This is a genomic window from Geomonas sp. Red276, from assembly GCF_054784495.1.
Genome location: NZ_BLXW01000004.1, coordinates 19001 through 32683 on the forward strand (window position 1 = coordinate 19001; position 13683 = coordinate 32683).

Here is a 13683-nt window from a genome sequence, read left to right on the forward strand (position 1 = left end):
GGAGAGGGGACCTGATATCCTTGCCGAAGGAAAGGGAACTACGATCCTTGCCTAAGGAAAGGGGACCTGATCCCCGCCGTTGTGAATTTGATTGAACAGCGAGAGCTCGTGATGACCAACGAATTGAAGACTCTGTTTCCCACCCTTGAAGAGATCCCTACCCCGTACCGTCTTGAAGCTCCCCTTCGCCAGGATTACTTCCTGATCGACGGCGAGCTTCGCCATTGGCCGGGCCCCATGCAGCCGATCAACTCCCCCGTGCAGGTGCGGGAAGGGGAGGGAGATGCGAAGCCGCTGCTGGCGGGGGAGGCACCCTTGCTCGACCAGACTGCCGCCCTCGAAGCGCTCTCCGCCGCCGTCGGCGCCTACCACAACGGGCGCGGCAAGTGGCCGACCATGACGGTGGGCGAGCGTATTCATGCCGTGCAATGTTTTTACGGCGAGGTGGCCAAGGCCAAGGACGAGGTGGTCAGGCTCTTGATGTGGGAGATCGGCAAGTCGGTGAAGGAGGCCTGCGCCGAGTTCGACCGCGCGCTCGCCTACGTGCGCGATACGCTGGAGGCCTTGAAGGAGCTCGACCGCCAGTCATCCCGGTTCGTCATCCAGCAGGGGATCATCGGCCAGATCCGGCGTGCACCCCTCGGTGTGGTCCTCTGCATGGGGCCCTACAACTTCCCCCTCTACGAGACCTTCACCACCATGATCCCGGCGCTGGTGATGGGGAACACCATCCTGCTCAAACCGCCCCGCTTCGGGATCCTGGTATTCCAGCCGCTGCTGAAGGCCTTTCGCGACTGCTTCCCCCCGGGGGTGGTCAACACCGTCTACGGGGACGGGGACACCGTGGTGCCGCCGCTGATGGCATCGGGGAAGGTGGACGTGCTCGGCTTTATCGGCACCCACAAGGTGGCCGATGCCCTGCGGGCCATCCATCCGCGCCCCCACAGGCTCCGCTGCGTGCTGGGGCTAGACGCGAAGAATCCCGCCATCATCCTGCCCGATGCCGATTTGGAGCTGACGGTGAATGAATGCGTGAGAGGAAGCCTGACCTTCAACGGGCAGCGGTGCACCGCGCTCAAGATGATCTTTGCGCCGCGCTCGCTGGCGGACAAGCTGGTGGCCGGCATGTCCGAGGCAATCTCCGAACTCGCCTGCGGGATGCCGTGGGAGGAGGGGGTTACGGTGACCCCGTTGCCGGAGCCGGAAAAGCCCGCCTATCTCAAGGGGCTGATCGATGATGCCCAGGCCAAGGGGGCGCGGGTCGCCAACCCGGGAGGAGGAGCCGCCGCCGGGTCGCTCGTCTACCCCGCGCTCCTTTTCCCGGTGACCTCTTCGATGAGGGTGTACCACGAGGAGCAGTTCGGACCGATGGTGCCGGTGGTGCCGTACGACGACCTCTCGGAGGTGATCGACTACGTCGTATCATCGCCCTACGGTCAGCAGGCCAGCATCTTCGGCAAGGACCGCAACCTCATAGCACGGCTGGTGGACGCCCTGGTGAACCAGGTCTGCCGCATCAACATCAACAGCCAGTGTCAGCGCAGTCCCGACAGTTTCCCCTTCAACGGACGGAAGAACTCCGCCGAGGGGACCCAGTCCGTCGCCGATGCCCTGCGGGTCTTCTCCATCCGCATCGTGGTGGCCGCCCGCGAAACCGAGCTCAACCGCGACATCATCAACGACATCGTCCGCGAACGGAAATCGCACTTCCTGACGACTGACTTCATCCTTTAAAGGCATTGGAACACGGATGACACGGATTTAACCGATAAAGGCGGATAATTCAAGATCAGGACAAGATCACGAATTAAAAGGTTCAGGGGTAACCCTAAAAGATTTATCCGAGTGAATCCGCTCAATCCGCGTCATCCGCGTACTATTGGATTTAGATTCACTTCTGTTTCCTCTCCTTCTCGGGGCCGAAGTCATCCCCCTCGGCGGGCCCCCTAAACGGAGTCCCCTGTTCCCACCGCTCATGAGTAGGTGTCGCTATATCCATGTCGGGCCCCTCGGCGGGCGCCCGTCCCGGTGTCATATCGGTTCCCGTCATCTTGCCAAAACCTTCCCACTCTTTTTCAATTCCCTTTCTCATATCCAAACCCCTTGTCTGTCTCAGAGGCGTGTGTCTCTTGAGTGGATTACCCGGCAGGTCTACTACCGGTCTCCCTCTATTTTACTCCCATTCCCCCAACCAGTGCGGTTGTCATCAGGTAGCCGACCGCGAGAAGCCCCTTGACCTTCGGGATTCAGTAAGTCACGTGGCGGCGCCTGGACTTTGCCTTTCATGTGCGTTGACAAGCGCCACCTGATACCGTCCGAGTCAGCTCCGTGCAGGTCGAATTAGGCAGTGCCATTCCATTAACTCAAATCCAGCAGGCGTACGAAGGGGCGCCGCAATACGGAGGGGATGCCCGGTTCAGCTTTTAAATGGGGAATTTTGCCGGTCGTGCGGGACCGCGGGAGGCCGGAGGGCGTGGATTCGATTACTCCACGACTTCCCCTGAGGCGGCGATGGGGGGCGGGGGGATGGTGCGGGGGCTCAGCGGCGGCCGGGATGCCGGTGTTGCACGGCTCCCATGCGGCGAAGCAGCGGGGCCATGCTGAGCCCCTGGACGAATACCGAAAAGGCTACCACCGCGAAGGCGACGGTGACGATCTGGGTCCGTTGCGGCACGGTGGCCGGAAGTCCCAACGCCAGGGCGAGCCCCAGTGCTCCCCTGAACCCTCCCCAGAAAAGGACGTGCTGGTGGCCCATCCGCACGGGCGGAAAGTATCTCCCCATCACGGCACAGCAGGGGTAGATGGCGGCTGCCCGGCCGATGGTGACCAGTACGATGGCGGCGGCGATGGGGACGACGGCTCCCAGGAAGTTCTGGTTGGCCAACTGCATCCCGATCAGGACGAAGACCAGCGAGTTGACGAGAAAAGCCACCGCCTCCCAGAACGACTCGACCGCCTCCCTCCCTTTCTCCAAGACGGGCCTCAGGGGGGCGGCATTGCCGATGACGATCCCCGCGGTCATGGTGGCCAGGACGCCGGATAGGTGGAAGTGTTCGGCCAAAAGGAAGGATCCGTAGGCCGCGGTGACGGTCAGGGCGATCTCCACCAGGTGATCGCCCGAGCGCCCCGCCATCAGCATGAGCCCGCCTGCGACCAGGGCCCCGCAGAAAAGTCCGCCCACCACCATGGTCATGAAAACCCAGACCACGTCGGGGCCGTGCCATTCCCCGCCGGTGGCGACGGCGAGCGCTACGCTGAAGGCAACGGCAGCGGTGGCATCGTTGAAGATGCTCTCCGCCTCGACGAGCAGCCGCAGCCGCCCGTGAAACCCGCTCTCCTTGAAGATCGCTATCACGGAGACCGGATCGGTGGCCGCGATGAGGGTGCCGAAGAGGATGGCGCCGGCCCATTCCCAGCCGGCCACGAAGTGCATGCCGGCTGCGGTCACCGCCGCTGAAAAGGCCAGCCCGATGGTCACCAGCACGAGGAGGAGGGGGAGGTCGGGACGGAGTTCCTTCCACCTGATGTACAGCGATGCCTCGAAGATCAGCGGAGGGAGGATGGCGGAATAGAGAAATTCCTTGGTGAGCGGCACTTCGAGGGTGAAGGGGAGAAAGGCGGTGACGATGCCTGCCACCACCAGTCCCTCGACGTAAGGGAGGCGCAGCCTGCGGGCGGCGATGGCGACGATGGCGGCCACCATCAGCAAGTATTCGATCTGCTCAAGGGTCATTGTGGGATGCATGGTGACCAGAGGTATATCACAATGGATGAACAGTTACCAAGGGTTTACAGAACATCGACGACGAGGCGCTTTCCCAAGGCGGCAAGCGCAGTCTCGATCTGTTCGATCCTGCTCTTGTGGTGGAGAGAAAGTAACCGGTCGACGAGCGTGGGAGCGATGTTCAGCATCCGTGCCAGGTCGGCCTTTTTCTTGCCGCTCTCTATGAGAGTGTTGTGCAGGATTATCTTTCCGGCCTCGACAACCGGCAGTACGATGACAGGTCGTCCCTCCGGACGCGAAGGGTAGGGGACTGGGATTCGCTTATCGACGTACACCTCCAGGGCGGCTCCCAGCGCTTCCTGGCCCCATGCCAGGGCATCATCCCGGTCTTCCCCCTGAGTAATAGCTTCGGGGATATCGGGGAAGGTGACCACGAATCCTCCTTCTTCGGCAGGTTCAAGTTCAACGGGGTAGGCAAGCATAAGTCTCAATCTCCTATTTCAGGCCTAACTGTTTCTTGATGGCTTCGACCAGTCCTTTCTTCAGGTCGGCGTTGTGCATCGGAAGGATCGAGAAGCGGTCGCCCAGGTAGACCTTCAAATGGCTTCCTTTGGCCGCCCCAAAGCTGCAACCTTGCTTCTCTAACCAACGTTTGAACTCTTTACTGTTCATGAGGAGTATATACAGATATGTTTATTCGGTCAACGGCTTGATAAACATATCTGTTTATATGTTGAGGGCTAAGGAGTGTTGACATAAGGGGGAGGTGGGCGAGTCCTTCCCTATCGCAGAGGAGGACTCATCTTTCGGCGGCTAGGCGTTCTTGGGAAGGCCGCTAAGGACGCGCTGGCAGGAGCCGACGCAGTTGCGGCATACCGAGGCGCAGATACGGCAGTGCTGGTGCATCTCGCCATGCGGCTCGCATTGGTCCGCGCAGATCCCCGCCGCCAGCACCGTGGTCTGCAACTGGGCCCTCAAAAGCTGCACGTTCATATCCCGGTGCCTCGCCAAAAGCTTCGCGGTGGCCTGGCAGATGTCGGCGCAATCGAGGTTGCTGCGGATACACTTGGTAAGGGCGGGGAGATTCTTCTCGGAAAGGCAGGCGTCCGCGCAGAGCGTGCAGGCGTCAGCGCACGCGAGGCAGGCCTCGATGCAGGCGATCAATTCCCTCTGTTCCATTTTCGGTTTGACCGGATGGGTGGTTAGCATCTCCTGAGTTTTCATGAATTCTCCTTTATGTGGTTGGGATACCACAAACCTTAGCAACCGTTTCGTCGATGTCCACCGGGAAAACGGTGCTGTGCCCCACGCTCATACCTTCCCTGCTGTGGAAGAAGGCGGAGTGGGGAAGAGCGTGCCGTCAGCGCCGAATTGCCGTTGACGGCACTTATTAAAAGATGGTAGAGATTCCGGTCATGAAACGATTCGGGACCCACTTCATCGTCGACGGCTGGCTGGCCCCTGCGGATCTCCTCAACGACGCGGAGGCCATCCGCTCCGCCCTTTTGGAGGCGGTCGACGCGGCCGGGGCGACCCTGATCGAGCTCTGCGTTCACCGCTTCAGCCCGATCGGCGTTACCGCCACCGCCACCCTCGCCGAGTCCCACATAGCACTCCACACCTGGCCCGAGGAGGGGTACTTCGCCGCCGACTTCTTTTTCTGCGGAAGCGGCAACCCGAAGCAGGCCCTTCTTCGCCTGACCTCGGCTCTCGGAGCGGAAAAGTTCGCCATCCGGGAAGTGGAGCGGGGGAGGGGGCTCCTTCCCCCCGATCAAGGACCCGATCATGGACAGTAACCAACTCGAACAACTGGCGGTGGGAGACAGCTTCATCCTCTCCGGCGTGCAATGGGCGGTCCGGGAGTTGAACCTGTTCCAGGACCCCTCGGGCTACCGGACCGTGGAGTGGCGGGTCCAGTCTTCCCGCAAGGGCGAGTACTACCTGATGGTCGAACACGACCCCGCGCACCCGGCCGGCCCGATCTGGTATCTCAGCGAGAGGCTCCCTTCCCCCAAACTGATCCGTCCCGACACCGGGGGAAACGTCTTCGGCAAGCTCCAGGAAACGTTCTCCTCTCACGCGACTCCCTATCCCGCCCTGACCGTCAACGGCACGACCTTCCTCTTCGAAAGCAGCTCAAGCGGGACCTTCACCTCGGAAGGGGAGACCCGGCACCGATCCACCTGGGAGTACTGGGACAAGACCCACTCCCGGAACCTCGCCCTCGAGTTTTGGGACGACGGCAATCTGCTGGTGTATCAGGCCCGCACCATCCGGCCGGAGTCGGTGATCACCCTCAAAAGGGGCGGGGCGAAGGATGTACCCGACCGCTTCTTCGGACAGAGCAAACCGAGCGCCGCCGAGTGGATCTGCGCGCTTGCCTTGACCATTTTCGGGTTGATGATGTTCTTTGCGGGGATCTCCAGGCCATGAGAAAGCCATCCCTCTTTGTGGAGCAGAATAACGATCGCATCGCCTTCTATCTCGACGGCGACCTCCAGTTCGACAGCTCCGACGAAGCCGTCTACCACGAATACCTCGTCATCCCCGCCGCCGATCTTGCGCGCCGCCGTCACGCACCCGAGCGCCTGCGTGTGCTCATCTGCGGGGGAGGGGACGGCCTGGCGGCCCGCGACGTGCTCCGCTTCCCCGAGGTGGCGCGCATCGACCTGGTCGATTACAACCCGGAGGTGGTCAACCTCGGCCGCACCATTTTCGCCCCTTTCAACAAAGACTCCTTTTCGTCGCCTCTGCTCTCCGTCCACCAGGAGGACGCGCTCTCTTTCGTGGAGCGGGTCGCCGACGGCTTCTACCACCTGGTAATATGCGACTTCACCCATCCCCGCTGCGAGGAAGACGCCGCGGTCTACAGCGTGGAATGGTTCGAGGCGCTTAGGCGGATCCTGGTGCCGGGAGGGATCGTGGCCACCAACGCGACCTCCCCTGAAAACTCGCCCGAGGCCTTCTGGTGCATCCACCAATCGATCCTGGCGGCGGGGCTCGGGTCGTTTCCCCTGCACCGGGACATCCCCTCCTTCAGCCTGGCGGGATACGGACGGTGGGGCTTCTTCCTCGCCTCTGCCGAACCGCTTACCGCGCTGGAGGCGAGACGCATCGATCCCGCCGTTCCCACCGTCAGCTTCCGTACCCACGACTTCCTCGCCGCCTGCTGTTTTCCCCGCAGCCATGCCGAGGTGCGCGAGAGTGTGACCTGTCATACCCGGAGCATCCCGAGCCTTTGTCACTATCTCTGGAACTCGGAACGCGACGAGGCCTTGCGCGGCTGTTTCTCGGGGCCTCCGCGCGACACGGTCGAGTTCTACACCGACCCCGACCGCTGGAATTCCCTTCGTCCCGAGCTTTCCCTGGGGTCGCTGCCGCACCTCGCCCGGACCTGGCTGGAGCTCTCCAAAGGGGAGGGAGGGGGCGCAGGTGGCCAGAACCTCTTCCCGGTTCGCCACCCCTACCACACTACCGAGATGACCAACTCCTGGGGGGCATCCCTCCCCGACGCCGTCCGGGGGATCGATCTTGCCGAGCTCGTGCGCCAGATGCTGAAGAGGGCCAAGTCGCTCCCCGCCGGCATCGTGGACGACCTGCGCAAACTGGCCGCCGCCCTGCAGTGCGGGACCCTCCCCAGGGAGCTTCCGCCCCGGCTGCAGAACATCCTTTGGCTGGTCGTCGCCACCCTTCTCACCATGAACCTTTCCCATCCCGACGCCGTCTTTGCCAAGGGGGGAAGCGGGGGGGGCTCATCGGACTCCGACGACCTGACCTTCTGGGGGACGGTGGCTTCCGGAGGCGGGATCGCGTGGCTGATCAACCTTTACAACAGGTCCAAATGATGGAAGGGGCGAAGGCTTCCGCACATCCGTTGGTCGAGGGGGGCTACTCCGTTTCCCTCCTTTCCCCCGAAGAGATCGAAGGGTGGGATCACCTTGCCGAGGCGATACCCGACTCCTGCTTCATGCAGTCCGCCTCCTGGGGACGCTTCAAGGAGCGGGAAGGGTACCGCGTCTTCTTTGCCGGGGTGCGAAAGGACGGCGAGCTGATCGGCGGCTTGGTTTTGTACTGCTATCCCGACAGCCGCGGGCCTTCGCTCTTGGCCGCTCCGGGCGGCCCTTTGCTTCCCCCCGGGCAGTATGCCGCGGGCTTGCGGCTTTTGACCCGTTTCTGCGGGGATCTTGCCGGGCAACTCGGGGTGGCATCGCTGCGGATCGAACCGGCGGTTCCGGTCACCGGCCGGCACCGGATGCCGCTCCCCCGGCTGTTGGACGAGCTGGGCTTTGTCCGGTCACCGGCCGACATCCTCCCCTGCGAGAGCTGGGTGGTCGATCTGGAGCAAGAGGAGGCGGCACTATCGGCCGGGATGAAACCCAAGGGGCGCTACAACGTGCGGGTGGCTGGGCGCCACGGCGTGCAGGTCCGCTTCTCTGCCGAGGACCGGGACATCCCGCTCTTTTACCGGATTTTCGAGGAGACCGCGCGCCGCAAGCGGTTCTTCGGCGAGCCCTACGCCCACTTCATCAACCTCTGCCAGACCCTCTTTGCCGCCGGGCGGGCCGAGCTCGGCTTCGCCACGCTCGAAGGAGAGACGCTGGCCGCCATCCTGGTGGTCTACTGGGCGGGGAGGGCGACCTACCTGTACGGGGGACGCTCGTTCGAGCAGCGCCAGGCGATGGCTCCCTATCTGCTCCATTGGGAGGCGATGCTCAACGCCAAGGCGCGCGGGTGCCGGCTCTACGACTTCTACGGCTATTCCGACGACCCGCGTCACTCGTACTTTCCCTTCTCCCGCTTCAAGAGGCAGTTCGGCGGCCGGCCGGTGGCCTATCACGGCGCCCACGACCACTACTATTACGGCATCCTCGCCGACACCATGGTGAATCTCCTTCGCGACCTTTCAGGAGAACTGGCATGACTGAATTTTTCGGCACCCCCATCGGCAGGTACGCGCTCGTCCTGGTCCAGGTGGTATCGGGGCTCCTTTTCTTCTGGCTCGCCCAGCGACTCTATCAGCTCCTGTTCCGCCGCATCCCTTTGAACGAGGAGCTCTTCGTCCGTGACAACGTGGCCGCCGCCGTGGCCTTGTCCGGCTTTTTTCTCGGCGTGCTGCTGGCCCTCTCCGGCGCCGCCACGGCAAGCACCCTGACCGGATTGGACGCCCTGCGGGATTTCTTCTCTCACGCCGTCGCCGTCATCGTCTTCATGCTGCTGGGAGCCTTGGTCGGCGACCGGCTGATCCTCAAGCGGTGCGACTGTTTCCGGGAGATCTGCGATCACCGCAACCTCGGGGCGGGCTTCGTCGAAGGGGGAACCCACGTCGCCAACGGCCTCCTGTTGAGCTCGGCTTTGGCGGGCGATACCGGTAGCTGGGAGGCGGGGGTGGTCTGCTGGATGGCGGGGATGGTGGTGCTTTGGGGGGCGGCGCTGGTCTACCCGGTGGTGGCCCGTTTCGACGTCAACGGGGAGATCCGGAACCGGAACAACACCGCGGCCGGGATCGCCCTGGCGGGATTCCTGGTCGGGATCGGGAACATCCTGCGCATCTCGTTTCAGGGGGAGTTCTCGAGGTGGCAGGATATGCTGCCGGAGTACGCCGTGACGCTGCTGTTCTCCCTGCTGCTGATGGCGCTCGTGAGGTGGCTTGCCGACCTGATCCTGGTCCCGGGGGTGACCCTTTCGGGAGAGATCGCCGAGCAGGCGGTACCCAACGCCGGGGCCGGCCTCATCGAGGCCTTCTGCTACATTGCCGCTTCCTTTCTCATCGGGCTGGCCTTCGCTGGCTGATTTCCGCGCCGGGGCCCTTCACCTGGCGGCCCCTCCGGGGGCGTGAACAGCTCGGGGGGAATCTTCTTGTTTACCGCGATGTCGTCCAGGCTGATCCCGGCCAGGCGGAGACCACCGGCGGAGGTGGTCAGCTTGTAGGGGAACTGTACTCCGGCGGCCGGGCGATAGTCGGCGTATTCGGTGGAGAGCTTGCCGGTTCCTCCCATGCCTACCTGGAAAATCGCGTCGATGCGGACGATGAGGCTGGTTTTCGCGTCCACGAGGACCCCCATGGTGGGGGCGTCTTTCGGCTCGACCAGCAGGAGCTGGGTTTCCTTTCCCTGGTAAAGCTGTTTGCCGCCGTACTTGGCGTGGTAGCTTCCGTTGACGAGCGCCATGGGGAGATTTAGATAGCTGTACTGGTACAGCATGGACTGGAGCTCGAGGTCGGACACCGGAACGAATCCCTTCGCGGTGGCTTGCCAGCCATGCCCCTTGTTGAGGATCCGGACCTCTCCCCCCTGCTCGGGCATGACCTCGATCCGCAGCTTCCCGGGGCGCTCGAAGTAGCGGGCGTACTCTCCGCTCTTGGCGGTCACGAAATCGGTAATCCGCCCCTTGGCCGTCACCGAGACGACCTTCCTGATCGCTTCGGTCCCGCCGTAGGCCTTGATCACGGAGGCGACGATCTCCGCGGCGTGTTCGTTATCCACCCCCTTCCCCCGTTCCTCCCCGCGTGCGGCAGTCCACACCACGAGCAACAGCAGCGCCAAAATCGAAGCGGTCCTCACCGCAAAGCCACGATATCTCATTGTTCAAGCTCTCCTTGACCGTCCACATCAACGCGGGACGAAAAGGCCGGTCGCTCCGGTTTCCAGTCGGTCACGCCTGTCCAATTAGGTCTCGCGTACCCGATCAAAGAATTCCTCGGTGGTCCCTGTCTTAACGGTTACGTTGCGCATTAATATTCCTCCAGGACCTTTGTCCAATCCTGCCTGAATCGTTCCCCGATTTCCTCACCCTACCATTATCGCCCTGAAAATGACGTTTGTTTACCATGGCTGGCCGTCTGCCGACAACCGTCTTTTCGATGACGTGGCCCGTGGCTCGGTTTAACTGTTGGAGAGCTCACGAGACGAAACCTCCGGGGCGGGGGGCGATGAGGGGCTGGCCGCACCGGCTTTCAACCCAATCGCGGCTTGGAAAAGGGGGGCTTGAGGCTGAGGGCGAGGGCGAGGGGGCCGAGCTGGGAGCGGGAGGAGACGTTCACCTTCTTGAAGATGCGCCCTACATGGGCCTTTACCGTCTGCTCGCTGATGTGGAAGCGTTCGGCGATCTCCTTGTTCTTGAGACCCTCGGCAATGCAGAGCACGATGTCCCGCTCCTTCTTGCTCAAGGTCTCCCTCCCTCGGGAGGAGTCCTCGGTCAGGCGGTTCATCAGGACCTTCAGTTTCCCGTTGTCGATCCAGATCTCGCCTTTGCGTATCGCCCTCAGCGCTTTGCGGAAAAGAGAGTCGTCGGTACTCGTAGAAATGACCCCGTCGAGGCGGTTGTTCAGCAACAGGAAAATGAGGTCCTGGTCGGTGAGACCGGTGTCGATCAGGATCACCTTCGCCTGCGGCCAGCGCTGCTGGTAAGTCGGGATCAGGGTGGTCGAATCAACCAGGATCTCATCGGGGGTGAAGTCGGTCAGCTCGTCGAAGTCGGTAGCGATCCTGGTCGTGTAACTTTCCCACTCGCTATCCAGCAGAGTCTGCAGGCCTTTGCAAAGGAGCTGACTGGCAAGGTTGATGAAGATACTGAGCTGTTCTCCGTCGCTATGGTCGTTGCTGCTCATAGACCCTCCATGGCTGCAGCCATTCGCCCCCGGTAGGGGCCGACGGTACGGATACGCCCCTATTATTAACTACCGCAAATTTTATGAAAAACCACTCCCCCAAATACCCTCTATTTTCCGCGAGATCAATAGCTTCCCCGTCCTGCTTCCCCTTACACCGCCCCGAACCCGGAAAAAAGAAGGCGCCTTCGCCGGGGGGAGAGCGTCCCCTTAGCCCTCGAGGGTACCGTCTCCGCCGGGGTCCATCCCGGTATTAATACCCGGTAGCCCATATTAAATGGACCTTTGGGCAATACGTCTTCTCCCTTCTCTCTGTTACCTTTCTTGTGCCGGTCAGGCGAGGCGCCCCCTCCATGTCCCCTGCGCCGCCAGCACCAGGCCGACCGGCCAGCGGTGCCGATCAGACCGAGAGTGAAACCGCTCCTGGCGTAGCCGTAAACGGTGGGTAACCGCTCCCGGCAGGAGGAAGCCACCATGTTGAACGCCCTGACTATCGATGTTGAGGACTACTTCCAGGTAACCGCGTTCGAGAGGGCCCTCACCAAGGAAGACTGGGATCACATGCCGCCGCGGGTTTCCGAAAACACCCGCCGGTTGCTGGACATCCTCGATGACCACGAGATCCACGCCACCTTCTTCGTGCTCGGCTGGGTCGCCGAGCGCCACCGCTCCCTGGTGCGGGAGATCCAGCGGCGGGGCCACGAGATTGCCTGCCACGGCTACGGCCATGACTTGATCCACGCCATCGGAAAGCAGCGCTTCCGCCGCGACGTGCACCGGTCGAAGAGGGTGCTCGAGGATATCGCCGGCGCCGCCGTGAAGGGATACCGTGCACCGAGCTATTCGATCACCGAACGATCCTTGTGGGCGCTGGACGTCCTGATCGAAGAAGGATTCCGCTACGACTCCAGCATTTTTCCCATTTACCACGATACCTACGGGATGCCGGACGCCCCGCGCTTTCCGCATCTCCTGGAACGCAGAGGGAAAAAGCTCTGGGAGTTCCCGTTGACCACGCTGTCGATGAAGCTCGCCGGCTGGCGCTGCAACTTTCCCATCGCCGGCGGCGGCTATCTCCGCTTCATCCCCGCCGCCTTCATCGGGCACGGGATATCGAGGATCAACACCGTCGAGGGGAAGCCGGTCGTTCTCTACGTGCACCCGTGGGAGATCGACCCGGACCAGCCGCGCATCACCGCCCGGTTCAAGTCCCGGCTCAGGCACTATTTCAATCTCACCAAGACCGAGGCGAAGCTCCGCCCACATCCTCGGCTCGCACCGATTCGGCACCATGGCCTCGGTGCTCGGGATATGACCGGCCAAAGCTTCACCGTCAGCTCCGAGCTTGACGAGGCGGCCTGGGATTCCTTCGTGGCCGGTTGCCCCGAGGCGACCGCCTACCACCGTTACGCCTGGCGGAGGGTGATCGCCAACAGCTTCGGCCACCGCTCCCATTACCTCGCGGCGCTCGACTCCGCCGGCGCCCCGCACGGCGTGCTCCCTCTCTTCCACATGAAGAGCGCTCTCTTCGGCAATTTCCTGGTTTCCCTCCCTTTCGTGAATTACGGCGGGCTCCTCTGCCGCACTCCCGAGGCCGGGGCGGTCTTGCTGGAAGCGGCGGACGAGCTGAGACGCTCGCTGGGCGCCCGCTACGTCGAGCTCCGGCACCTGGGCCGGAGCCTTCCCGGCCTCCCCACCAACGACCGCAAGGTCACCATGCTCCTCCCCCTGTCCGCCACCGCGGAGGAGCAGTGGGCAAGGCTCGACCCCAAGGTGCGCAACCAGATCCGCAAGGCGGGGAAGAGCGGCCTTCGGTGTGCCATCGGAGGCGCCGAGCTGCTGGACGACTTCTACCGGGTTTTCGCCCATAACATGCGCGACCTCGGCACGCCGGTCTACTCGAAGAGACTCTTCCGGGAGGTGGTCGCCACCCTCCCGGAGGGGAGCAGGGTGATGGTGGTCCGCCGCGGGGGGAAGACGGTGGCCGCCGGGATCGCCACCGGCAGCGGAGACAACCTCGAGATGCCCTGGGCCTCCTCGCTCGCGGAGTCCCGGCCCCTTTGCCCGAACAACCTCCTCTACTGGGAGGCGATCAGCTTCGCCATCGGGAAGGGGCACGCGACCTTCGACTTCGGCCGCTCCACCGTGGGGGAGGGGACCTACCGTTTCAAGAAGCAGTGGGGTGCCCAGCCGGTGCAGCTGTACTGGCAGTACCTCTTCGACCAAGGGGAGGAGCTTCCCGGCCTCAACCCCCAGAACCCGAAATACCGCCTTGCCGTCAAGGCCTGGCAGCGGCTGCCGGTGGCGCTGACCAGGCTCATCGGCCCGCCGATCGTGCGCAACATCCCGTGAG

The 13683-nt window shown here is 62.8% G+C and carries 14 protein-coding genes; 7 read left to right on the forward strand and 7 right to left on the reverse strand.

The annotated features are described in order from the left end of the window. Positions 1 to 111: 111 nt before the first annotated feature. The gene (locus tag ACYVL5_RS04260) at positions 112 to 1734 is read left to right on the forward strand and encodes an NADP-dependent glyceraldehyde-3-phosphate dehydrogenase (protein ID WP_460594317.1); all 1623 of its coding nucleotides are present in this window, start codon (positions 112 to 114) and stop codon (positions 1732 to 1734) included. A gap of 157 nt (positions 1735 to 1891) precedes the next feature. Here ACYVL5_RS04260 and ACYVL5_RS04265 read toward each other — a convergent pair whose 3' ends face one another. The 5 genes from ACYVL5_RS04265 to ACYVL5_RS04285 all read right to left on the reverse strand — a co-directional run bounded on the left by ACYVL5_RS04265 (position 1892) and on the right by ACYVL5_RS04285 (position 4948). Beyond that, complete coding sequence (locus ACYVL5_RS04265) at positions 1892 to 2092, reverse strand: hypothetical protein (RefSeq protein ID WP_460594318.1); 201 nt, start codon at positions 2090 to 2092, stop codon at positions 1892 to 1894. 447 nt (positions 2093 to 2539) lie between these two features. Further along, a complete protein-coding gene (locus ACYVL5_RS04270; RefSeq protein WP_460594319.1) occupies positions 2540 to 3733 on the reverse strand; it encodes a cation:proton antiporter in 1194 nt (397 codons plus the stop codon). 56 nt (positions 3734 to 3789) lie between these two features. Next, positions 3790 to 4206 carry a type II toxin-antitoxin system HicB family antitoxin gene (locus tag ACYVL5_RS04275; protein WP_460594320.1) on the reverse strand — a complete coding sequence of 139 codons (417 nt, stop codon included), beginning with the start codon at positions 4204 to 4206 and terminating at the stop codon, positions 3790 to 3792. A 13-nt stretch (positions 4207 to 4219) separates the two neighbouring features. Continuing rightward, complete coding sequence (locus tag ACYVL5_RS04280) at positions 4220 to 4396, reverse strand: type II toxin-antitoxin system HicA family toxin (protein ID WP_460594321.1); 177 nt, start codon at positions 4394 to 4396, stop codon at positions 4220 to 4222. Positions 4397 to 4537: 141 nt separating this feature from the next. After that, on the reverse strand, positions 4538 to 4948 hold the full coding sequence (locus ACYVL5_RS04285; RefSeq protein ID WP_460594322.1) for a four-helix bundle copper-binding protein: 411 nt from the start codon (positions 4946 to 4948) through the stop codon (positions 4538 to 4540). A 191-nt stretch (positions 4949 to 5139) separates the two neighbouring features. On the opposite strand from ACYVL5_RS04285, the gene speD reads away from it, so the two are divergent. Genes speD through ACYVL5_RS04310 form a run of 5 tightly spaced genes read left to right on the forward strand, consistent with a single transcriptional unit; the run spans position 5140 to position 9514 of the window. After that, positions 5140 to 5520 (forward strand): S-adenosylmethionine decarboxylase, encoded by a 381-nt coding sequence (speD, locus tag ACYVL5_RS04290; RefSeq protein ID WP_460594323.1) that lies wholly within the window; start codon positions 5140 to 5142, stop codon positions 5518 to 5520. Then, on the forward strand, positions 5510 to 6157 hold the full coding sequence (locus ACYVL5_RS04295; protein WP_460594324.1) for a DUF4178 domain-containing protein: 648 nt from the start codon (positions 5510 to 5512) through the stop codon (positions 6155 to 6157). The genes speD and ACYVL5_RS04295 overlap by 11 nt, the downstream gene beginning before the upstream one ends. Then, positions 6154 to 7569 carry a spermine/spermidine synthase domain-containing protein gene (locus ACYVL5_RS04300; RefSeq protein ID WP_460594325.1) on the forward strand — a complete coding sequence of 472 codons (1416 nt, stop codon included), beginning with the start codon at positions 6154 to 6156 and terminating at the stop codon, positions 7567 to 7569. Before ACYVL5_RS04295 ends, ACYVL5_RS04300 begins: the two co-directional genes overlap by 4 nt. Continuing rightward, positions 7536 to 8645 (forward strand): lipid II:glycine glycyltransferase FemX, encoded by a 1110-nt coding sequence (locus tag ACYVL5_RS04305; RefSeq protein ID WP_460594326.1) that lies wholly within the window; start codon positions 7536 to 7538, stop codon positions 8643 to 8645. Before ACYVL5_RS04300 ends, ACYVL5_RS04305 begins: the two co-directional genes overlap by 34 nt. Further along, positions 8642 to 9514, forward strand: a complete 873-nt coding sequence (locus tag ACYVL5_RS04310; protein ID WP_460594327.1) for a DUF350 domain-containing protein — start codon at positions 8642 to 8644, stop codon at positions 9512 to 9514. Before ACYVL5_RS04305 ends, ACYVL5_RS04310 begins: the two co-directional genes overlap by 4 nt. Here ACYVL5_RS04310 and ACYVL5_RS04315 read toward each other — a convergent pair. After that, on the reverse strand, positions 9469 to 10305 hold the full coding sequence (locus ACYVL5_RS04315) for a hypothetical protein (protein ID WP_460594328.1): 837 nt from the start codon (positions 10303 to 10305) through the stop codon (positions 9469 to 9471). The two genes, ACYVL5_RS04310 and ACYVL5_RS04315, sit on opposite strands and share 46 nt — an antisense overlap. Before the next feature lie 371 nt (positions 10306 to 10676). Beyond that, a complete protein-coding gene (locus ACYVL5_RS04320; RefSeq protein ID WP_460594329.1) occupies positions 10677 to 11330 on the reverse strand; it encodes a response regulator transcription factor in 654 nt (217 codons plus the stop codon). A gap of 474 nt (positions 11331 to 11804) precedes the next feature. Between ACYVL5_RS04320 and ACYVL5_RS04325 the strand changes: the two genes are divergently transcribed. Continuing rightward, positions 11805 to 13682: a FemAB family XrtA/PEP-CTERM system-associated protein gene (locus ACYVL5_RS04325; protein WP_460594330.1), complete on the forward strand. Its 1878-nt coding sequence runs from the start codon at positions 11805 to 11807 to the stop codon at positions 13680 to 13682. Position 13683: the final 1 nt, after the last annotated feature.